This is a genomic window from Escherichia sp. MOD1-EC6475, assembly GCF_003046645.1.
Lineage (GTDB): Bacteria > Pseudomonadota > Gammaproteobacteria > Enterobacterales > Enterobacteriaceae > Escherichia > Escherichia ruysiae.
Window position 1 is genome coordinate 25297 of record NZ_PZKQ01000039.1, and the last position, 22186, is coordinate 47482.

At 51.9% G+C, this 22186-nt stretch carries 21 protein-coding genes and 1 pseudogene; 15 read left to right on the forward strand and 7 right to left on the reverse strand.

The annotated features are described in order from the left end of the window. Window positions 1-116: 116 nt before the first annotated feature. The 3 genes from phrB to A7589_RS13060 all read right to left on the reverse strand — a co-directional run bounded on the left by phrB (window position 117) and on the right by A7589_RS13060 (window position 2350). On the reverse strand, window positions 117-1535 hold the full coding sequence (gene phrB / locus A7589_RS13050) for a deoxyribodipyrimidine photo-lyase (RefSeq protein ID WP_000207163.1): 1419 nt from the start codon (window positions 1533-1535) through the stop codon (window positions 117-119). After that, window positions 1532-2041, reverse strand: a complete 510-nt coding sequence (locus A7589_RS13055; protein WP_001075790.1) for a YbgA family protein — start codon at window positions 2039-2041, stop codon at window positions 1532-1534. The genes phrB and A7589_RS13055 overlap by 4 nt, the downstream gene beginning before the upstream one ends. Window positions 2042-2143: 102 nt before the next feature. Continuing rightward, window positions 2144-2350, reverse strand: coding sequence for a YbfA family protein (locus tag A7589_RS13060; RefSeq protein WP_000424926.1), 207 nt, complete (start codon window positions 2348-2350; stop codon window positions 2144-2146). A gap of 312 nt (window positions 2351-2662) precedes the next feature. On the opposite strand from A7589_RS13060, the gene kdpF reads away from it, so the two are divergent. The 10 genes and pseudogenes from kdpF to potE all read left to right on the forward strand — a co-directional run bounded on the left by kdpF (window position 2663) and on the right by potE (window position 14625). Further along, entirely contained in the window at window positions 2663-2752 is a 90-nt protein-coding gene (gene kdpF / locus A7589_RS13065) for a K(+)-transporting ATPase subunit F (RefSeq protein ID WP_010356539.1), read from the forward strand. Next, on the forward strand, window positions 2752-4425 hold the full coding sequence (gene kdpA / locus A7589_RS13070; protein ID WP_000741175.1) for a potassium-transporting ATPase subunit KdpA: 1674 nt from the start codon (window positions 2752-2754) through the stop codon (window positions 4423-4425). Before kdpF ends, kdpA begins: the two co-directional genes overlap by 1 nt. A gap of 22 nt (window positions 4426-4447) precedes the next feature. Next, entirely contained in the window at window positions 4448-6496 is a 2049-nt protein-coding gene (gene kdpB / locus A7589_RS13075; protein WP_108188874.1) for a potassium-transporting ATPase subunit KdpB, read from the forward strand. An 8-nt stretch (window positions 6497-6504) separates the two neighbouring features. Next, window positions 6505-7077, forward strand: a complete 573-nt coding sequence (gene kdpC, locus A7589_RS13080; RefSeq protein ID WP_010354859.1) for a K(+)-transporting ATPase subunit C — start codon at window positions 6505-6507, stop codon at window positions 7075-7077. Then, complete coding sequence (kdpD, locus tag A7589_RS13085; RefSeq protein ID WP_010354861.1) at window positions 7070-9754, forward strand: two-component system sensor histidine kinase KdpD; 2685 nt, start codon at window positions 7070-7072, stop codon at window positions 9752-9754. The genes kdpC and kdpD overlap by 8 nt, the downstream gene beginning before the upstream one ends. Further along, complete coding sequence (gene kdpE, locus A7589_RS13090; protein ID WP_000186091.1) at window positions 9751-10428, forward strand: two-component system response regulator KdpE; 678 nt, start codon at window positions 9751-9753, stop codon at window positions 10426-10428. Before kdpD ends, kdpE begins: the two co-directional genes overlap by 4 nt. Window positions 10429-10616: 188 nt before the next feature. Then, a pseudogene (locus A7589_RS23715) lies at window positions 10617-10736 on the forward strand (TonB-dependent receptor). Next, window positions 10703-10807: a leader peptide SpeFL gene (gene speFL, locus A7589_RS13100; RefSeq protein ID WP_107164369.1), complete on the forward strand. Its 105-nt coding sequence runs from the start codon at window positions 10703-10705 to the stop codon at window positions 10805-10807. The pseudogene A7589_RS23715 and the gene speFL overlap by 34 nt, the downstream one beginning before the upstream one ends. Window positions 10808-11110: 303 nt before the next feature. Next, the gene (gene speF / locus A7589_RS13105) at window positions 11111-13309 is read left to right on the forward strand and encodes an ornithine decarboxylase SpeF (protein WP_001292416.1); all 2199 of its coding nucleotides are present in this window, start codon (window positions 11111-11113) and stop codon (window positions 13307-13309) included. Then, window positions 13306-14625 carry a putrescine-ornithine antiporter gene (potE, locus tag A7589_RS13110; RefSeq protein ID WP_000075810.1) on the forward strand — a complete coding sequence of 440 codons (1320 nt, stop codon included), beginning with the start codon at window positions 13306-13308 and terminating at the stop codon, window positions 14623-14625. The genes speF and potE overlap by 4 nt, the downstream gene beginning before the upstream one ends. Window positions 14626-14847: 222 nt before the next feature. On the opposite strand, the gene pgm is transcribed toward potE, so the two are convergent. Continuing rightward, window positions 14848-16488: a phosphoglucomutase (alpha-D-glucose-1,6-bisphosphate-dependent) gene (gene pgm / locus A7589_RS13115; RefSeq protein ID WP_001297249.1), complete on the reverse strand. Its 1641-nt coding sequence runs from the start codon at window positions 16486-16488 to the stop codon at window positions 14848-14850. 28 nt (window positions 16489-16516) lie between these two features. Next, window positions 16517-17062, reverse strand: coding sequence for a replication initiation negative regulator SeqA (seqA, locus tag A7589_RS13120; RefSeq protein ID WP_001515978.1), 546 nt, complete (start codon window positions 17060-17062; stop codon window positions 16517-16519). Between the two features lie 184 nt (window positions 17063-17246). Between seqA and ybfF the strand changes: the two genes are divergently transcribed. The 5 genes from ybfF (at window position 17247) to fur (ending at window position 19849) form a co-directional block, all read left to right on the forward strand. After that, window positions 17247-18011, forward strand: a complete 765-nt coding sequence (gene ybfF, locus A7589_RS13125) for an esterase (RefSeq protein WP_000773261.1) — start codon at window positions 17247-17249, stop codon at window positions 18009-18011. A gap of 139 nt (window positions 18012-18150) precedes the next feature. Beyond that, a complete protein-coding gene (ybfE, locus tag A7589_RS13130) occupies window positions 18151-18444 on the forward strand; it encodes a LexA regulated protein (protein ID WP_024165168.1) in 294 nt (97 codons plus the stop codon). A 139-nt stretch (window positions 18445-18583) separates the two neighbouring features. Beyond that, a complete protein-coding gene (gene fldA / locus A7589_RS13135; RefSeq protein WP_001018618.1) occupies window positions 18584-19114 on the forward strand; it encodes a flavodoxin FldA in 531 nt (176 codons plus the stop codon). Between the two features lie 209 nt (window positions 19115-19323). Beyond that, window positions 19324-19410 (forward strand): fur leader peptide, encoded by an 87-nt coding sequence (gene uof, locus A7589_RS13140; RefSeq protein ID WP_001406816.1) that lies wholly within the window; start codon window positions 19324-19326, stop codon window positions 19408-19410. Then, complete coding sequence (gene fur, locus A7589_RS13145) at window positions 19403-19849, forward strand: ferric iron uptake transcriptional regulator (RefSeq protein ID WP_000131706.1); 447 nt, start codon at window positions 19403-19405, stop codon at window positions 19847-19849. Before uof ends, fur begins: the two co-directional genes overlap by 8 nt. A gap of 269 nt (window positions 19850-20118) precedes the next feature. On the opposite strand, the gene A7589_RS13150 is transcribed toward fur, so the two are convergent. Both A7589_RS13150 and chiP read right to left on the reverse strand, forming a co-directional pair. After that, the gene (locus tag A7589_RS13150; RefSeq protein WP_000733600.1) at window positions 20119-20451 is read right to left on the reverse strand and encodes a ChiQ/YbfN family lipoprotein; all 333 of its coding nucleotides are present in this window, start codon (window positions 20449-20451) and stop codon (window positions 20119-20121) included. Between the two features lie 49 nt (window positions 20452-20500). Beyond that, on the reverse strand, window positions 20501-21907 hold the full coding sequence (gene chiP, locus A7589_RS13155) for a chitoporin ChiP (protein ID WP_001201179.1): 1407 nt from the start codon (window positions 21905-21907) through the stop codon (window positions 20501-20503). Window positions 21908-22186 lie beyond the last annotated feature (279 nt).

A 22186-nucleotide genomic window follows, 5' to 3' on the forward strand; every position in this document is an offset into this window, starting at 1 on the left:
CGACGCTGACGCGTCTTATCAGGTCTGTATGGCTCATTAAATTTGCACTATCAGGTAGGCCGGATACGGCGTTCACGTCGCATCCGGCATCTGGGCACAATTGCCTGACGCGTCTGTTATTTCCCTTTCCTCGCCGCCTCATACGCTGCCAGCGTTCGTAATCTGGCTTCTTTGTGATCGACAATCGGCTCTGGATAATCCAGCTTTACACCCACTTTCTGCGCCCATTTCCACGGCTCATGCACCGATTTTCCCGGCACATCGCGCAGCTCCGGTAACCACTGGCGGATAAACTCGCCCTCGCGGTCAAATTTCTCGCCCTGGGTTGTCGGGTTGAATATACGAAAATACGGCGCGGCATCAGTACCCGTAGAAGCCGCCCACTGCCAGCCGCCGTTATTGGCTGCCAAATCACCATCGATAAGCTGCGACATGAAATACCGCTCCCCTTCGCGCCAGTCGATCAACAAATCTTTCACCAGAAAACTGGCAGTGATCATCCGCAAACGGTTATGCATCCAGCCAGTGCTGTTAAGCTGACGCATGGCGGCATCGACAATCGGGTATCCGGTTTTGCCTTCCTGCCAGGCCTTTAAATGTGCGGGATTGCGCTGCCACTGCACGCGGTCGGTCCAGGCAATAAACGGACGATGTTTACACAGCGAGGGGTAATACGTTATCAGGTGCCGGTAAAACTCGCGCCATATCAACTCATTAAGCCAGACGCTACCCGCTCCACCGTCCAGCGCCTGCGGTTGTTCCGCCAGCAGGCGATGCAAACACTGGCGAGGCGATAATCCTCCCGTTGCGAGGCTTGCGGACAAACGGCTGGTGCCTTCTACCGCCGGGAAATCACGCTGTTGCTCATACTCTCCGGCACCGTTCTGGCAAAAATGGCGTAATTGCGCAATCGCCGCTTTTTCTTCCACCGGGAAATGCGCAGTATCGAAAGACTGACGAGGGTAATTCAGCGGAATCGGCGTTCCTGCTGTTATTGCCCCGCCTGGGCGCACTTTCGGTGCGGAGACGCACTCCGGCATCCCTTCCCGCAGCCGTTTCAGCCAGGCATTCTTAAACGGCGTAAAGACTTTGTACATCTCGTGATTGCCGGTCATCACCGCGCCAGGCGGCAGGATCACGCTGTCATCAAATCCTTCACACACCACGTTACGCAGCGTTTTTTCTACCAGCACATCCCGCGCCCGCTCATTCACTTCATATTGATAGTTATAAAACAGATGGGTAACGCGATTTTCCCCGCACACCTGTTTAACCATTTCGGCGCTGGCGGCAAAGTCATCCACTTCATGAAATAACAAAGGAATGCCTTTTTCTGCCAGCGCGATTTGTAGCCCATTCAGTTGCGCATTGATAAATTCAGCCTGACGCGGCGACATGCTATGCGCCGCCCACTGGCGTGGTGTAGCGATATACAGCGCCAGCACGCGTGCAGACGACTTGCGGCAGGCGGCAGCCAGCGCGAGATTATCCTGCAGACGTAAATCCTGGCGAAACCAGACCAGATGGGTGGTCATAAAACTCCTGCATGGCGCAAGTTAATAACACGCGGCCAAAGTTCGAAATAACGTTGCCCTGAAAGCCAGGCATTAGGATAAAGCGCCATATAGTGTTTGATACGCATCAGCGGCGCAAGAAGCGGTTGCTCGCCACATCGATAACTGTCGATAAGCGCCGCCAGTTGCTGACGTTCTGTGGAATCAAGATGCGGACGAAAATACCCCTGAACGTGCATCAAAACGTTGGTGTGATCGCGCGGGTTGGCGGGGTGAGATAGCAAAACGATTACGCGCTGGCGGTATTCATTGTAAAAATCGTCCAGATTTTGCCACTGATGAATATCTGCCACGAACGGGCCGAGCTTGCGGTATTCGGGCTGAGAATGAGCCAGAAATACGAGTTTATAGCGGCTGTGATAATCGAGAAGCGCCGCGCGAGTTAAGCCTCGCTCTTTAAGACGGTGTAACTCGTGAAGCGCGAAGATACGGATTAGGGTGCTTTCATCAAAAAGTTGTTGATTCATTACTGCTCCTGAACGGTTTACAGGAGTAAGTGTAGACGGCGAAAACAAAAAAAACCGCCAGTGTTTCCCCTGGCGGTTTTCAATGTATTCAGAACTTAGCAATCAATAAAAATCACCGGTTGCCTTTTCGGCCTGATCCATCCACACCGGTTTCTCGCTGGTTTTCGACCAGACGCGATGCAGGTAGCTGTAAAAGCGGGCGCGGTCTTTCCAGAAAAGCATGAAAGGCAGCGCCAGAACGCCCGCTGCAACCGCATAAGTACGGCGTAAAAAGATAAGCCATGCAGGATATTCTCTGTAGAGTTCCATACTTTTCTCCCCCCTTTTGTATCTACCCGGTGAATAGCACCGGAAAATGAATTTGTTTATCTGATGAAAATAGTACCGCCTTTTGTGTAATTTTACTACTCATCCGACCACTTATTTTTGCTTATTGATGGTTTATTTACATTCACCCTGTAATTAAGTTACATGAAAGTTAAATCAATACTAACCATTAGTTAAATTGCGGTCTTTGCCATTTTTATACTTTTTTTACACCCCGCCCGCAGATTTTTGCGAAATCTTTGCAGCCAGAATTCTACCCTTCCGGTATCACTTTTAGGCCACTGGAGGTGCACTGTGAGTGCAGGCGTGATAACCGGCGTGTTGCTGGTGTTTTTATTACTGGGGTATCTGGCTTATGCCCTGATCAATGCGGAGGCGTTTTGATGGCTGCGCAAGGGTTGTTACTGATCGCCACGTTTTTACTGGTGCTGATGGTGCTGGCGCGCCCTTTAGGCAGCGGGCTGGCGCGGCTGATTAATGATATTCCTCTTCCCGGTACGGCGAGCGTTGAGCGCGTACTCTTTCGCGCACTTGGCGTCTCTGGTCGCGAGATGAACTGGAGGCAATATCTCTCTGCCATTCTCTGTCTGAATATGCTGGGGCTGGCGCTACTGTATTTTATGTTGCTCGGTCAGCATTATCTGCCGCTTAATCCGCAGCAACTGCCGGGGCTGTCGTGGGATCTGGCGCTGAATACTGCCGTCAGCTTTGTGACTAATACCAACTGGCAATCTTACAGCGGTGAAACCACGTTGAGTTATTTCAGCCAAATGGCGGGCCTAACGGTACAAAACTTTCTTTCTGCCGCCAGCGGGATTGCGGTGATTTTTGCCCTTATCCGCGCGTTTACCCGCCAGAGCATGAGCACGCTCGGTAATGCCTGGGTCGATCTGCTACGCATCACGTTATGGGTGTTAGCCCCTGTGGCGTTGTTGATCGCACTGTTTTTTATTCAACAAGGTGCGCTGCAAAACTTTCTGCCCTATCAGGCTGTGACGACCGTTGAAGGAGCACAACAACTGTTACCAATGGGGCCGGTGGCTTCTCAGGAAGCGATTAAGATGCTCGGCACTAATGGCGGTGGCTTCTTTAATGCCAACTCGTCGCATCCGTTTGAAAACCCGACCGCACTGACCAACTTCGTGCAAATGCTGGCGATCTTCTTGATCCCAACAGCACTGTGCTTTGCCTTTGGCGAAGTGGCGGGCGATCGCCGCCAGGGACGCATGTTGTTGTGGGCGATGTCGATTATTTTTGTCATCTGCGTAGGCGTGGTGATGTGGGCAGAAGTTCAGGGTAATCCGCATCTGCTGGCGCTCGGCGCAGACAGTAACATCAATATGGAAGGTAAAGAGAGCCGTTTTGGCGTGCTGGTCAGTAGCCTGTTTGCGGTTGTGACCACGGCGGCTTCCTGCGGTGCGGTGATTGCGATGCATGATTCGTTTACCGCCCCTGGCGGCATGGTGCCGATGTGGTTGATGCAAATTGGTGAAGTGGTATTCGGCGGCGTTGGTTCTGGCCTTTACGGCATGATGCTGTTCGTCCTGCTGGCGGTGTTTATTGCCGGGCTGATGATTGGTCGCACACCGGAATATCTGGGTAAAAAAATCGACGTGCGCGAGATGAAACTGACCGCGCTGGCGATTCTGGTCACCCCGACGCTGGTGCTGATGGGCGCGGCGCTGGCAATGATGACCGACGCCGGACGTAGCGCCATGCTCAACCCTGGCCCGCATGGTTTTAGCGAAGTGCTGTACGCCGTGTCATCCGCCGCTAATAACAACGGCAGCGCCTTTGCCGGATTAAGCGCCAACTCTCCGTTCTGGAACTGTTTACTGGCGTTCTGCATGTTTGTCGGTCGCTTCGGGGTGATTATCCCGGTGATGGCAATTGCCGGTTCGCTGGTGAGTAAAAAGAGCCAACCCGCCAGCTCCGGCACGCTGCCAACGCACGGCCCGCTGTTTGTTGGCCTGTTAATCGGCACCGTGTTGCTGGTTGGCGCACTGACCTTTATCCCTGCCCTGGCGCTTGGTCCGGTGGCGGAATATCTCTCCTGATGATATTGAGTGAGCACTGAATATGAGTCGTAAACAACTGGCGCTATTCGAACCAACACTTGTCGTTCAGGCGCTGAAAGAAGCGGTGAAAAAATTAAACCCGCAGGCGCAATGGCGCAATCCGGTGATGTTTATCGTCTGGATCGGCAGTCTGCTGACCACCTGTATTAGCATCGCGATGGCAAGCGGTGCAATGCCTGGCAATGCGCTGTTTAGTGCGGCAATTAGCGGCTGGCTGTGGGTCACCGTACTGTTCGCTAATTTCGCCGAGGCGCTGGCAGAAGGCCGCAGTAAAGCGCAGGCCAACAGTCTGAAAGGGGTGAAAAAAACTGCCTTTGCCCGCAAGCTGCGTGAGCCGAAATATGGCGCTGCGGCGGACAAAGTTCCTGCCGATCAACTACGTAAAGGCGATATCGTACTGGTAGAAGCTGGCGATATTATCCCCTGCGATGGTGAAGTCATTGAAGGCGGCGCATCGGTCGATGAAAGCGCCATCACCGGGGAATCGGCTCCGGTGATCCGTGAATCCGGCGGTGATTTTGCCTCCGTCACCGGCGGAACGCGTATTCTTTCTGACTGGCTGGTGATTGAATGCAGCGTTAACCCCGGCGAGACGTTTCTGGATCGGATGATCGCAATGGTGGAAGGCGCACAGCGACGTAAAACGCCGAACGAGATTGCCCTGACCATCCTGCTGATTGCCCTGACTATCGTCTTTTTACTGGCAACCGCCACGCTGTGGCCGTTTTCCGCGTGGGGCGGTAATGCAGTCAGCGTAACGGTACTGGTGGCGCTGCTGGTCTGTCTGATCCCAACGACTATTGGCGGCTTGCTGTCGGCGATCGGCGTCGCCGGGATGAGTCGGATGCTGGGCGCGAATGTGATTGCCACCAGCGGACGGGCAGTTGAAGCAGCGGGTGACGTTGACGTCCTGCTACTGGATAAAACCGGCACCATCACACTCGGTAACCGTCAGGCATCGGAGTTTATCCCCGCCCAGGGCATAGAGGAAAAAACGCTGGCCGATGCCGCACAACTGGCTTCGCTAGCCGACGAAACGCCGGAAGGCCGCAGTATTGTGATCCTCGCCAAGCAGCGTTTTAACCTGCGCGAGCGCGATGTGCAGTCGCTCCATGCCACCTTTGTGCCATTTACTGCACAAAGCCGGATGAGTGGGATCAACATCGACAACCGGATGATCCGTAAAGGTTCTGTCGATGCCATTCGCCGCCATGTTGAAGCTAACGGTGGTCACTTCCCTGCCGATGTCGATCAAAAAGTTGATAACGTTGCGCGTCAGGGTGCCACGCCGCTGGTAGTAGTAGAAGGTTCCCGCGTGCTGGGCGTTATTGCGCTGAAAGACATCGTCAAAGGCGGTATCAAAGAGCGTTTCGCACAACTGCGCCAAATGGGCATTAAAACGGTGATGATTACCGGAGATAACCGTCTGACTGCCGCCGCGATTGCTGCGGAAGCGGGTGTCGATGATTTTCTCGCCGAAGCGACACCGGAGGCCAAGCTGGCATTGATTCGTCAGTATCAGGCGGAAGGCCGTTTGGTGGCGATGACCGGCGACGGCACCAACGATGCTCCGGCGCTGGCGCAGGCAGATGTCGCGGTGGCGATGAACTCCGGCACTCAGGCGGCGAAAGAAGCGGGCAATATGGTGGATCTCGACTCCAACCCGACCAAGTTGATCGAGGTGGTGCACATTGGCAAACAGATGCTGATGACCCGTGGCTCGCTCACCACCTTCAGCATTGCCAACGATGTGGCGAAATACTTCGCCATTATTCCGGCGGCGTTCGCGGCAACGTATCCGCAGTTAAATGCGCTGAACATCATGCGCCTGCATTCGCCCGACTCCGCCATTCTCAGTGCGGTGATTTTCAACGCCTTGATTATCGTCTTTTTAATTCCTCTGGCGTTAAAAGGCGTGAGTTATAAACCGCTTACCGCTTCTGCCATGTTGCGCCGTAACTTATGGATTTACGGTCTGGGTGGGCTACTGGTGCCGTTTATCGGTATCAAAGTGATTGATTTACTACTGACCGTTTGCGGTCTGGTGTGAGGGTTACCATGAGTGGATTACGTCCAGCATTATCGACATTTCTCTTTCTGTTATTGATCACTGGCGGTGTTTATCCGCTACTGACCACCGCGCTGGGGCAATGGTGGTTTCCCTGGCAAGCCAATGGTTCGTTGATCCGTGAAGGTGATACGGTGCGCGGTTCGGCATTAATCGGGCAGAATTTTACCGGCAACGGTTATTTTCATGGTCGCCCGTCGGCAACGGCAGAAATGCCCTATAATTCACAGGCTTCTGGCGGGAGCAATCTGGCGGTCAGTAACCCGGAGCTGGATAAACTAATAGCCGCACGCGTTACTGCATTACGAGCCGCTAACCCGGATGCCAGCACGAACGTTCCGGTTGAACTGGTGACGGCGTCAGCAAGCGGGCTGGACAATAACATTACCCCGCAAGCGGCGGTCTGGCAGATCCCACGCGTGGCGAAAGCGCGTAATCTCAGCGTTGAACAGCTCACGCAGCTGATCGCAAAATACAGCCAACAACCGCTGGTGAAATATATCGGCCAGCCGGTCGTCAATATTGTCGAACTCAATCTGGCGCTGGATAAGCTTGATGAATAACGAACCCTTACGTCCCGATCCCGACCGTCTGCTGGAACAAACTGCCGCGCCGCATCGGGGGAAGCTAAAAGTTTTCTTCGGTGCCTGTGCAGGCGTCGGGAAGACCTGGGCGATGCTGGCAGAAGCCCAGCGACTGCGGGCGCAAGGGCTGGATATTGTGGTTGGCGTGGTAGAAACCCACGGGCGGAAAGATACCGCCGCCATGCTGGAAGGTCTGGCTGTTTTGCCACTGAAACGCCAGGCGTATCGTGGGCGGAATATCAGCGAGTTTGATCTCGATGCCGCCCTCGCCCGCCGTCCGGCGCTTATCTTAATGGACGAACTGGCGCACAGTAATGCGCCAGGTTCCCGTCATCCCAAACGCTGGCAGGACATCGAAGAGCTGCTGGAAGCTGGCATTGATGTTTTCACTACCGTCAACGTTCAACATCTGGAAAGCCTGAACGATGTGGTCAGCGGCGTCACCGGAATTCAGGTACGGGAAACCGTGCCTGATCCTTTTTTTGATGCCGCCGACGACGTAGTTCTGGTGGACTTGCCCCCGGACGATCTGCGTCAACGGCTGAAAGAAGGCAAAGTCTATATTGCCGGGCAGGCGGAGCGCGCCATTGAACATTTTTTCCGCAAAGGCAATCTGATCGCCCTGCGCGAACTGGCACTGCGCCGTACTGCCGATCGCGTAGATGAGCAAATGCGCGCCTGGCGGGGGCATCCTGGCGAAGAGAAAGTCTGGCACACGCGCGACGCGATCCTTTTATGCATCGGGCATAACACCGGCAGCGAAAAACTGGTTCGCGCGGCGGCGCGGCTGGCGTCAAGGCTGGGGAGCATCTGGCACGCGGTGTATGTTGAAACCCCTGCCCTGCACCGCTTATCGGAGAAAAAACGCCGGGCAATTCTCAGCGCCTTACGTCTGGCGCAGGAGTTAGGTGCAGAGACGGCAACGCTTTCTGATCCGGCAGAAGAAAAAGCAGTAGTGCGTTATGCCCGTGAACATAATCTCGGCAAGATTATTCTCGGTCGTCCGGCCTCGCGCCGCTGGTGGCGTCGGGAAACGTTTGCTGACCGGCTGGCGCGCATCGCCCCCGATCTCGATCAGGTGCTGGTCGCGCTTGATGAACCACCCGCCCGCACGCTTAACAACGCGCCGGATAGCCGCTCTTTTAAAGACAAGTGGCGGGTACAGATTCAGGGATGCGTGGTTGCCGCCGCGTTATGCGCCGTTATCACCTTAATTGCCATGCAGTGGCTGATGGCGTTTGATGCCGCCAACCTGGTGATGCTGTATCTGCTTGGCGTGGTGGTGGTGGCGCTGTTTTATGGGCGCTGGCCTTCAGTGGTCGCCACCGTCATTAATGTGGTGAGTTTCGATCTCTTTTTTATCGCCCCACGCGGCACGCTCGCCGTCTCTGATGTGCAATATCTGCTGACCTTCGCGGTGATGTTAACCGTCGGGCTGGTGATCGGGAACCTTACTGCGGGTGTGCGTTATCAGGCGCGGGTAGCCCGTTACCGCGAGCAACGCACACGGCACTTATATGAAATGTCGAAAGCTCTGGCGGTGGGCCGCAGTCCGCAGGACATCGCCGCCACCAGCGAACAATTTATTGCCTCCACGTTTCATGCCCGCAGCCAGGTGCTGCTACCTGATGACAATGGCAAATTGCAGCCGTTGACACATCCGCAGGGAATGACGCCGTGGGACGATGCCATCGCGCAGTGGAGTTTTGATAAAGGCCTGCCAGCGGGCGCGGGCACCGACACGTTACCCGGCGTGCCGTACCAGATTTTGCCGTTAAAAAGCGGCGAGAAAACCTACGGGCTGGTGGTGGTGGAACCGGGGAATCTGCGCCAGTTGATGATCCCGGAACAGCAGCGCCTGCTGGAAACGTTTACGCTGTTAGTCGCCAATGCCCTTGAGCGGCTGACGCTGACCGCCAGCGAAGAACAGGCGCGGATGGCAAGCGAACGTGAACAGATCCGCAACGCTCTGCTGGCGGCACTTTCGCATGATTTACGCACCCCGCTCACGGTGCTATTCGGTCAGGCAGAAATCTTAACGCTCGATCTGGCGAGTGAAGGTTCTCCGCACGCTCGCCAGGCCAGCGAAATTCGCCAACATGTGCTGAACACCACCCGCCTGGTGAATAATTTACTCGATATGGCGCGAATTCAGTCCGGCGGCTTTAATTTGAAGAAAGAGTGGTTAACGCTGGAAGAAGTGGTCGGCAGTGCGCTGCAAATGCTGGAACCGGGTTTATCATCGCCCATCAACCTGTCATTGCCAGAACCACTGACTTTAATCCACGTTGACGGGCCACTCTTTGAACGGTTGCTGATTAATCTGCTGGAGAACGCGGTGAAATACGCGGGCGCACAGGCCGAAATTGGTATCGATGCCCACGTTGAGGGCGAAAATCTACAACTGGATGTCTGGGATAACGGCCCCGGTCTTCCGCCAGGCCAGGAGCAGACGATATTCGATAAGTTTGCTCGCGGAAATAAGGAGTCGGCAGTACCGGGCGTCGGGCTTGGGCTGGCAATTTGTCGGGCGATTGTGGATGTACACGGCGGCACCATTACCGCATTCAACCGACCGGAAGGTGGTGCCTGTTTTCGTGTTACACTTCCCCAGCAAACTGCCCCTGAACTTGAAGAATTTCATGAGGATATGTGACAAACGTTCTGATTGTTGAAGATGAACAAGCTATTCGTCGCTTTCTGCGCACGGCGCTGGAGGGCGACGGTATGCGTGTCTTTGAGGCCGAAACGCTGCAACGCGGCTTGCTGGAAGCGGCAACCCGCAAGCCGGATTTGATTATTCTCGATCTCGGTCTGCCCGATGGCGATGGAATTGAGTTTATCCGCGACCTGCGCCAGTGGAGCGTAGTGCCGGTGATTGTGCTTTCCGCACGTAGTGAAGAGAGCGACAAAATCGCCGCGCTGGATGCCGGAGCTGATGATTACCTGAGTAAACCGTTTGGCATTGGCGAATTGCAGGCGCGTCTGCGCGTCGCTTTACGCCGCCACTCAGCTACCGCCGCACCCGATCCGGTAGTGAAGTTTTCTGATGTTACCGTCGATTTAGCGGCTCGTGTGATCCATCGGGGTGAGGAAGAGGTGCATCTCACCCCGATTGAGTTTCGCCTGCTGGCAGTGTTGCTCAATAATGCGGGAAAAGTGCTCACCCAGCGCCAGCTCCTCAACCAGGTGTGGGGACCAAACGCGGTTGAACACAGCCACTATTTGCGTATTTATATGGGGCATCTGCGACAAAAACTGGAACAAGACCCAGCTCGGCCTCGCCATTTTATTACTGAAACCGGTATTGGATATCGGTTTATGCTTTGAATATTTATTCATTTTTTGCACTTTTAAAAGAATTATTATTTTAAAATTAGCCCTGCTGAAACATTATTATTCAGCAGGATTAATGCGCTAACAAAACACAAACAATTAAATTACAAAATCAAAAAAAACAAAGCAACATTCTGTTTTGCACCATCCATACTTTATGATTAACAACTTTTAGTTTGACCATTTTTTTGATCTTCTTCATAGATTAGAGACATTTCCTGGATAGAATAATTTTACCTTCAACTGATACAGAAAAAGGTAAAGGAAAATGGAAAATAATAACCGTGCAATGCCCCATATAAGGCGAACAACTCATATTATGAAGTTTTCCCATCGCAATAGCTTTGACTTTCATTTCTTTAATGCCCGCTAGTCTTCTGACTAAAGGGCACCTCAAAATACAGGTCTCCCTGTCTTTAAGCATCACAGGTTAATACCTGTATCCCTGGTGCTCATGCATTGCTAACCCTTTTATACCCTTATTAATTCAGATCGCTACGTCGCAATCTGGACAGGTAGAGTATTGCCAGTTACCGGGCTGGTCGGGTTATTGCATCTACAAAAAGCAAACTACTGATTTATTTATCAGGGGTGATGTTTTGCTTTTTTCCGGCGTTATCAATTTCTCTATTGAGAAATTGAGGACCTGCTATTACCTGAAATAAAGAGATGAAAAATGTCAGAATTAAAAATTGCCGTTAGTCGTTCTTGCCAGAATTACTTTTCCACTCATCGTGTATGCGTGAACATTGACGAAAGTAATTATATTGACGTTGCTGCCATTGTTTTATCGGTCGATGATGTTGAACGTGGAAAACTCGATGAAATAGACGCTACTGGCTATGGCATTCCTGTATTTATTGCCACGGAAAATGAAGATCATGTGCCAGCAAAATACCTGTCACGTATTTCGGGTGTCTTCGAACATTGCGAAGCGCGGAAAACGTTTTACGGTCGCCAGTTAGAAACCGCTGCCAGTCATTATGAAACCCTGTTACGCCCACCTTTCTTCCGCGCACTGGTCGATTATGTCAATCAGGGTAACAGCGCATTTGATTGCCCCGGTCATCAGGGCGGCGAATTTTTCCGTCGCCATCCGGCAGGTAACCAGTTTGTAGAGTATTTTGGTGAAACTCTTTTCCGTTCTGACTTGTGCAACGCCGACGTGGCAATGGGTGACCTGCTAATTCATGAAGGCGCACCGTGTATCGCACAACAACACGCAGCAAAAGTGTTTAATGCCGATAAAACCTACTTCGTTTTAAACGGCACCTCCTCTTCAAACAAAGTGGTATTAAACGCACTGCTGACACCGGGCGATCTGGTGCTGTTTGACCGCAATAACCATAAATCTAATCACCACGGGGCGTTGCTACAAGCTGGTGCAACACCGGTTTATCTGGAAACAGCACGCAACCCGTATGGCTTTATCGGTGGCATTGATGCGCACTGCTTCGAAGAAAATTACCTGCGCGAACTGATTGCAGAAGTCGCACCGCAGCGGGCAAAAGAGGCGCGTCCGTTCCGCCTCGCGGTTATTCAGTTAGGCACCTACGACGGTACAATTTATAACGCCCGTCAGGTAGTGGATAAAATTGGTCATCTGTGTGACTACATTCTGTTTGACTCCGCATGGGTCGGCTACGAGCAGTTTATCCCGATGATGGCTGACTGTTCGCCGCTGCTGCTGGAGCTTAATGAAAACGATCCGGGCATTCTGGTTACGCAGTCAGTCCATAAACAGCAGGCGGGTTTTTCCCAGACATCACAAATTCATAAAAAAGACCGCCATATCAAAGGTCAACCGCGTTATGTACCGCATAAACGCATGAACAATGCCTTTATGATGCATGCCTCCACAAGTCCGTTCTATCCGCTGTTCGCGGCACTGGACGTCAACGCTAAAATGCATGAAGGCGTAAGCGGTCGCAATATGTGGATGGACTGCGTGGCGAATGGCATTGATGCCCGCAAACTGATCCTTGAAAACTGTCATCATATTCGTCCGTTCGTTCCTGAACTGGTGGATGGCAAGCCATGGCAGTCATATCCCACCGCTGAAATTGCCAATGACCTGCGTTTCTTCCAGTTTGTACCAGGAGAACACTGGCACTCTTTTGAAGGCTACGCAGAAAACCAATATTTTGTCGATCCGTGCAAGCTGCTACTGACTACCCCAGGCATTGATGCACGTAACGGCGAATATGAGGCATTCGGTGTTCCTGCAACCATTCTCGCTAACTTCCTGCGTGAAAATGGTGTCGTTCCAGAAAAATGCGACCTTAACTCCATTTTATTCCTGCTGACTCCGGCAGAAGATATGGCCAAACTACAGCAGCTTGTCGCCCTGCTAGTACGTTTCGAAAAACTGCTGGAAGATGATGCGCCTCTGGCGGACGTACTGCCTTCCATTTACAAACAGCATGAAGCCCGTTACGCCGGTTATACCCTGCGTCAGTTGTGCCAGGAAATGCACGACCTGTATGCCCGTCATAACGTGAAACAACTGCAAAAAGAGATGTTCCGTAAGGAACACTTCCCTCGCGTCAGCATGAACCCACAAGAAGCTAACTACGCCTACTTACGCGGTGAGGTGGAGCTGGTTCGTCTGCCGGATGCAGAAGGGCGTATCGCAGCCGAAGGTGCCCTGCCTTATCCTCCGGGCGTGCTGTGTGTTGTTCCGGGTGAAGTCTGGGGCGGTGCAGTTCTGCGTTACTTCATTGCCCTGGAAGAAGGCATTAACCTGCTGCCAGGTTTTGCGCCGGAATTACAGGGGGTCTACATCGAAGAACATGACGGTCGCAAACAGGTCTGGTGCTATGTCATCAAATCAAGCGAAGCACAAAGCGCCCTGCTGAAGGGAGAAAAATTATGAGTCAGGCTAAAGCGAATAAAATGGGCGTCGTGCAGTTAACCATACTGACGATGGTCAACATGATGGGTTCCGGCATCATTATGCTGCCGACCAAACTAGCCGAAGTCGGGACGATCTCGATTATCTCCTGGCTGGTCACCGCCGTAGGCTCAATGGCGCTGGCCTGGGCCTTTGCAAAATGCGGTATGTATAGTCGTAAATCAGGTGGTATGGGGGGTTATGCCGAATATGCCTTCGGTAAATCCGGTAACTTCATGGCGAACTATACCTACGGTGTGTCACTGCTGATTGCCAATGTCGCCATCGCTATTTCCGCCGTTGGCTACGGTACTGAGTTGTTTGACACAACCCTTTCGCCTGTTCAGATTGGTCTTGCCACTATTGCTGTGCTGTGGGTATGTACCGTGGCTAACTTTGGTGGTGCACGCATTACCGGGCAGATCAGTAGCATTACCGTGTGGGGTGTCATTATTCCGGTAATTGGCCTGTGCATTATCGGCTGGTTCTGGTTCAGCCCGACGCTTTACGCTGACTCCTGGAACCCGCATCATGCGCCCTTCTTTAGCGCGGTTGGTTCTTCCATCGCCATGACATTGTGGGCTTTTCTCGGTCTGGAATCGGCCTGTGCGAACGCTGAAGTGGTAGAAAACCCGGAACGTAACGTGCCAATTGCTGTTCTTGGCGGTACGTTGGGTGCGGCAGTAATTTATATCGTCTCTACTAACGTGATTGCCGGGATTGTGCCAAATATGGAGCTGGCAAATTCAACGGCACCGTTTGGTCTGGCCTTCGCGCAGATGTTCACACCGGAAGTCGGTAAAGTGATTATGGCGTTGATGGTGATGTCCTGCTGCGGTTCACTGCTCGGTTGGCAGTTCACCATTGCCCAGGTGTTTAAATCTTCTGCCGATGAAGGGTACTTCCCGAAAATTTTCTCTCGTGTAACCAAAGTGGATGCACCGGTTCAGGGAATGTTGACCATTGTGATTATCCAGAGTGGATTATCGCTGATGACCATTAGCCCGTCGCTGAACAGCCAGTTCAACGTGTTGGTCAACCTGGCCGTGGTGACCAATATTATCCCGTATATTCTGTCGATGGCAGCATTGGTGATCATTCAGAAAGCAGCTAATGTTCCGGCTGCTAAAGCGAAAGTGGCTAACTTTGTTGCCTTTATTGGTGCAATGTACAGCTTCTATGCGCTGTACTCGTCTGGGGAAGAGGCCATGCTGTATGGCTCCATCGTGACCTTCCTCGGCTGGACACTGTATGGTCTGGTATCACCCCGCTTTGAACTGAAAAATAAACACGGTTAATAAAGCGAAGTAAAAAAGGGCGATCGAATGATCGCCCTTTGGGATTATTAACAAAGTGCTCGTTGTTCATGCCGCAGGTGGCGCAAGCGCCTTATCCAGCCCACAAAATCGCGCAAATTCAATATATTGCACTATCCTCGTAGGCCTGATAAGCGTAGCGTATCAGGCAATCATAAGTAAAAGGGGCGATCTTCCGACCGCCCTTTTTCTTATTTAATGTGTTTACGCGTTTTTCAGAACTTCGCTAACAATCTCAACCGCTTCTTTCTCGATCTGCTTGCGATGTTCTTCACCAAGGAAGCTTTCGCAGTAGATCTTGTATGCGTCTTCCGTGCCTGACGGACGCGCGGCGAACCAGCCGTTGTCAGTCATCACTTTCAGACCGCCGATAGAAGCACCATTACCCGGTGCCGCCGTCAGACGTGCGGTGATCGGGTCACCTGCCAGGGTGCTGGCGCTCACCATTTCCGGAGACAGCTTAGACAGCGCCGCTTTTTGCGCGGAAGTCGCAGCTGCCTGCAAACGGTTGTAGCTCGGCGCACCAAAGCGTTTCGCCAGTTCGTTGTAGTGTTCCTGCGGGTTCTTACCGGTGACTGCGGTAATTTCCGCCGCCAGCAGACACATAATGATGCCGTCTTTATCGGTGGACCACGGCGTGCCGTCGAAACGCAGGAAGGAAGCCCCTGCGCTCTCTTCGCCGCCAAAGCCGAAGCTGCCGTCGAACAGACCATCAACAAACCATTTGAAGCCTACCGGTACTTCCACCAGCTTGCGACCCAAATCGTTGACCACGCGGTCGATCATCGCAGAAGAAACCAGCGTTTTACCCACGGCAACATCTTTGCCCCACTGCGGACGATGCTGGAACAGGTAGTTGATCGCCACTGCCAGGTAGTGGTTCGGATTCATCAAACCTGCCGGAGTGACGATACCGTGACGGTCATAATCCGGGTCGTTAGCAAACGCCAGGTCGAACTTATCACGCAGTGCCAGCAGCCCCGCCATCGCACACTCGGAGGAACAGTCCATACGGATCGCGCCGTCTTTATCGAGGTGCATAAAGCGGAAGGTTTGATCGACCTGATCGTTAACGATGGTCAAGTTGAGGTTGTAATACTCGCCAATGCGCTTCCAGTATTCGATACCGGAACCGCCCAGCGGATCAACGCCCAGCGTCAGGCCAGCTTTCTGAATCGCCGCCATATCAACGATATCAGCCAGACCTTCCACAAACGGCTGCACCAGATCCTGCTCTTTCACATGACCGGATGCCATCGCTTCGTCGAGGGAGATACGTTTCACGCCTTTCAGACCATCGGCCAGCAGTGCGTTGGCTCTGTCTTCCACCACTTTGGTGACGTTGGTATCAGCCGGGCCACCATTTGGCGGATTGTACTTGATACCACCATCTTCCGGCGGGTTATGGGACGGTGTAATCACGATACCGTCTGCCAGCGGGCCACCTTTTTTATTGTGAACCAGAATGGCATTGGAAACGGCAGGTGTCGGGGTGAAGCCATTGTTTTCCTGCACAATGACATCAACGCCGTTCGCTGCCAGCACTTCCAGTACGGAAATGAACGCAGGCTCGGACAGGGCGTGAGTATCTTTACCCACATAGCAAGGGCCAGTGATGCCGTTTTTCGCACGTTCTTCAGCAATTGCCTGAGCGATCGCCAGAATGTGCGGCTCGTTAAAGCTGTGGCGCGCTGCACTGCCACGGTGACCGGAAGTACCGAATTTCACCGCGTGCTCCGCATTCCCTGCTTCTGGTTTCAGTACATAATATTGCGCCGTCAGTTGGGCGACGTTAATCAAATCACTCTGTTGTGCAGGTTGACCTGCACGATTGTGGATTGCCATTGCTTTGTCCTTTATCTGCAACGTTGTTTTAAATTGTCCCGCAAACCTTCTCAATCAATTCCGCCGGGAATTGCATCGACTGCATGATGTGTTCAATCATGCTGCATTTACGGCCAGTGTTAGTGTTGGTGATCACCCAATACGGCGTGCCTGGCACATGTTTCGGCTTGGTCTGATTACCATTTTTCAGCAGCGTTTGTTCATCTGCCGCAAAGTAAACGCGCGTGCGACCGTGCAACGATTCCGTTGCCTCGGCAAACGCCTGGGCGTCAAGAGAATATAGTGTAGACAACAGCAGCATAAAGCGGTTGACCGCGCGCTTCTGCTCTGCGTATTCATCGGAAAGCAGAAGTTCACGCATTGCGCGTACTTTGTCTTTAATCGTTTTGATCGGCTTCGCTTCGACGATAGCAGGCGACGCAATGCGAACCTCTTTCGTCACCGGAGCAGCAGGCTGTGATGCGGCGGAAAATTTCAACATGCGCCGTAAAATGTCGGATGCGCTCTCGCCGATATGCTTAGTGTGGCTGGCAATATAGCTGTAGAGTTCATCATCAACTTCAATCGTTTTCATCTTAATCCAGTGCGGTGTCTTAGCTGAATACAAGTCGCCAGGAGTATATGAATAAATCCCGGCAGCGGATAGCGTCAAGCCTGGCTTGCAGAAAAACTCGGATTAAACCTTATTTGTTGCAGCCCTGTGGCACAATGGTCAACATAATACCCTAACCCGACTTCGCGAAAAAAAGAACTTTGCCATGAAATTGAATATCCGCGCGCAATCTGCACAAAACCAGCATAATAATTCTCCCATCGTCCTCGTCCACGGTTTGTTTGGTAGTCTCGACAACCTCGGCGTGCTGGCGCGCAACCTGGTGAGCGACCACGATATCATCCAGGTAGATATGCGTAACCACGGACTTTCACCGCGCGATCCTGTGATGAATTATCCAGCAATGGCGCAAGATCTGCTGGATACGCTGGATGCACAGCAGATCGAAAAAGCGACGTTTATCGGTCACTCTATGGGCGGTAAAGCCGTTATGGCGCTAACCGCACTGGCCCCCGACCGCATCGATAAACTGGTGGCTATCGATATTGCCCCCGTCGATTATCACGTTCGTCGTCATGATGAGATTTTCGCAGCCATCAACGCCGTCAGTAAATCCAACGCGCAAACGCGACAGCAGGCAGCAGCGGTGATGCGCCAGCATCTGAATGAAGAAGGAGTGATTCAGTTTCTGCTGAAATCTTACGTTGATGGTGAATGGCGTTTTAACGTGCCAGTGTTGTGGGATCAGTATCCGCATATTGTTGGCTGGTCGAAAATTCCGGCATGGGATCACCCTGCCCTGTTTATCCCCGGCGGTAATTCACCGTATGTCACTGAACAATATCGTGATGATTTACTGGCGCAATTCCCGCAGGCTCGGGCGCATGTGATTGCGGGTGCGGGTCACTGGGTACACGCAGAAAAACCTGATGCGGTACTGCGCGCCATCCGTCGCTATCTCAATGATTAACGCAACTGATTAAAAACCCAGCGTCTGCGTCGCTTTCCGCGCGTGGGCGTTGGCGTGACTCATCGCGCTGATGTATTATGGCGCGCTATCCATCCGGGCAGACGCCCGGCTGATTGTTTCCCCCGAAGTCACCAAGATCATGGCCAAAGAACAAACGGACCGTACGACATTAGATCTGTTCGCGCACGAGCGTCGACCGGGACGACCGAAAACCAATCCGCTTTCGCGCGATGAACAGCTGCGTATTAATAAACGCAACCAGCTAAAACGCGACAAAGTACGTGGTCTTAAGCGTGTCGAACTGAAGCTGAACGCGGAAGCTGTCGAGGCGCTGAATGAGCTGGCAGAGTCGCGCAATATGAGCCGTAGCGAACTGATCGAAGAGATTTTGATGCAGCAGTTGGCGGCACTGCGTAGTCAGGGCATCGTTTAAATTTCCACTTTCATGTAGCACAGTGTGCAGTCCTGCCCGTTTGCTGATTCCGCAAGACTGCCTGTTCTGCTATGATTGCCTTTATCCGTGGGCAATTTGCCACCCCCATTTCAATAAGTTTCAAGAGGTTATTTCACTCATGGCTATCACTGGCATCTTTTTCGGCAGCGACACCGGTAATACCGAAAATATCGCAAAAATGATTCAAAAACAGCTTGGTAAAGACGTTGCCGATGTCCATGACATTGCAAAAAGCAGCAAAGAAGATCTGGAAGCTTATGACATTCTGCTGCTGGGTATCCCAACCTGGTATTACGGCGAAGCGCAGTGTGACTGGGACGACTTCTTCCCGACTCTCGAAGAGATTGATTTCAATGGTAAACTGGTTGCCCTGTTTGGCTGTGGCGACCAGGAAGATTACGCCGAATATTTCTGTGATGCATTAGGCACTATCCGTGACATCATCGAACCGCGCGGCGCGACTATCGTGGGTCACTGGCCAACTGCGGGCTACCATTTCGAAGCGTCAAAAGGTCTGGCAGATGACGACCACTTTGTCGGCCTGGCTATTGACGAAGACCGTCAGCCGGAACTGACCGCTGAACGTGTAGAAAAATGGGTTAAACAGATTTCTGAAGAGTTGCATCTCGACGAAATTCTCAATGCCTGATGTGATGCGGTGTAGGCTAATGTCTACGCCGTATTAATAGATAACGCCAATCAAAATAATTGCTACAAATTTGTAACTTTTGCCGTAGTACCTGTACAATGTTCCAGTATTGAAGTGGCCTTGCCGATGTAAATGTAAGCTAAGCCACGTTTTTATTAACAATATTTGCCAGGGACTTGTGGTTTTCATTTAGGCGTGGCAATTCTATAATGATACGCATTATCTCAAGAGCAAATTCTGTCACTTCTTCTAATGAAGTGAACCGCTTAGTAACAGGACAGATTCCGCATGACTGATAACAATACCGCCCTAAAGAAAGCTGGCCTGAAAGTAACGCTTCCTCGTTTAAAAATCCTGGAAGTTCTTCAGGAGCCGGACAACCATCACGTCAGTGCGGAAGATTTATATAAACGTCTGATCGATATGGGTGAAGAAATTGGTCTGGCTACGGTATATCGCGTACTGAACCAGTTTGACGATGCCGGTATCGTCACCCGCCACAATTTTGAAGGCGGTAAATCCGTATTTGAACTGACCCAGCAACATCACCACGATCACCTGATCTGCCTCGACTGCGGCAAGGTTATTGAATTTAGTGATGAATCTATCGAAGCGCGTCAGCGTGAAATCGCCGCGAAACATGGCATTCGCCTGACTAACCATAGTCTCTATCTTTACGGTCACTGTGCCGAAGGCGATTGCCGCGAAGATGAGCATGCGCACGAAGGCAAATAAGCCAGCCTGAACGAGAAAAGCCAACCTGCAGGTTGACTTTATATTATTGGCATAGTGAGATTTGTTCGTGCCGGATGCGGCGTGAACGCCTTATCCGGCCTACAAATCATCTCAAATTCAATATATTGCATAAAAAGGTAGGCCTGATAAGCGCAGCGCATCAGGCAATTTATGCACTTGCTATAAATCTCAAGCCAACCTGCAGGTTGGCTTTTTTATACAAGGGAAATAAGAACAAGTGAGAGTTACAGCCCTCGCTTTTTTTGTTTTTACTGCGTAGCGTTATTACTGCGAATTTCCTGCCAGACTTTATCGCAATCGGCTTTCACTGCCTGGTCGTTACCCGTTTGCGTTGCTCGCAGACACTGCTGATAATCCAGTACCCGCACACTTTCCTGGTCGGCAAACTGCTGATGTTGTTTCTCTTTCTTCAGCACGTTTAACACGCTCTGGCAGGCCTCAATTTTTTCCGGCGAGCCTTGTGCGGTATTGATACAGGTGCTGTATGCCTCTTTCAGACGGCTGTCTTCCTGTGGCGCGGTCGATTGCGCACAAGCCACCAGCCCCGATGCCATCATGGCGATGAGAATCAGTTTTTTCATAGCAAATTCCTCAAACGTGCGGCAGGTGAAATGCCTGCCGCATCGGGCATCAGAAGATAGTGAACGGTGCGATAACCATGAATTTCACGTCACGCTCATCCTGGAAGATGTTGCCGTAACCGCCGCCCCAGCTTGGAATGTCGGAGTGGTTGTCGTATTCGGTGAAGTGCAGTTTGAACATCGTGCCTTTGGCGCGACCATCCTGAATGGTGTAGACCGCATCCAGGCTGTAAGCAGACTCTTCGATAGTCCGGTTTTTGTCGTAGTACGCATCCGGATTGCTCTGCCATGTCGCTGGTTTGGCATCCCATGCATAAACGTAGGAAGCGCCGATGGCGAAGCCGGGAAGATTCCAGTTTTTCAGGTCATACATCGCACCGAAGAAGACCGCTTTTTCGCCGTTGGCGTTAAAGTCAGAACGGTTATCCCACCAGATATCCAGGCGACCGTTCGAGGAAGCATAGGTTGGGGTCATACGTTGCAGGAAGTATCCCTGCTGACCGTCAGCTTTAACCCAGGTGCCTTCGAGGCGCAAATCCACTACATCAGCCGCCCGGTAGCCAAAGGTCAACGCCTGCAGCCAGGCGGTGCCGTCGTAAAGATCGTTGACGCTGCGATCGTCAACTTTGTCGCGCGTACCATAGAACTGATAGCTGGTAGTTAATGGGCTACCAGCGATATCAAATTTATAGCTGGCTTTGGCAAAATATTGATCGATATAACCTTCAGCCTGCCCAAACGCCGCTTCCAGTACGAAGTTATTTTTGAAGTCGTACTTCGCCCCGAGGGAGTGCAGATAATCAACTTTGGTAGTTTTATCGTTCTGATAAAACTCATCCATTTCCAGATGCCACGGCGCTTTATATTCGTTCGTCCACATATAGGAGAAACTCAATGCGCCGGCATCGCCGTAATCAAAATTAGCCCCGGCTTCCGCGCCCTGATAAGTACCCGGCATAAAACTCCAGTGCGGCGCTAACAGTGTTTGACCCGTTGGCTGAATATAACCTGCCCTCGCCCACACCGGACCGTATTTAAATTTGGCCGCTGCTTTGTACAGACTTATACCGCTTTTATCGCCAGACCAGTCTTCATCATAGGCTTTATTACTTTTTGAAAACGCGATTTCGTTCGGGTGGGAGCTGTCGCCGTTTTCCGCCATTTCAATCGCCGTAAACGCGGCAATATCGAGGCCGAACATATCAGCAGCATAACCAGACTGAAAATCGAGGTTGGCGTTCCAGGTGGAGTGAGAAAGGTTGGTTTTGTATTTGTCGCCGTCGGTAACATCTTTACGGTCACGTTCACGCTGCCAGTAATAGATACCGCCGGTTAAGGTTGAATCGTCGATGAATCCTTCGGCGCGAGCCTCCGGTATTGCCATAAAGCCCGACATTGCTGTAACACCGGCGATAGCCAGCGCCAGCGTACTACGTTTGCCACTAAACGCACGCATGGGTTAATCCTCTTTGACGTATAAATTGCTGCACCACAGGTGAACAGCGAAAAAAATAAAAATTAAAAAAGTAGCGTTGAGAAAAGTCTCGCTGACTACAGGAACAGACTATTTTTCGCGACGCGAATTATCAATCTCTTTCTGTAACGAGAATGTAAGAACATGAGCAACCGCACATATTTTGATGATTTTTGTTACAGGATTTAAGTTTGCAGCAGAAGAGCTTGTAGAAGAAAAAATATGTGGCTTTCCAGTAGGATGAAAACGGTTACATTTTAT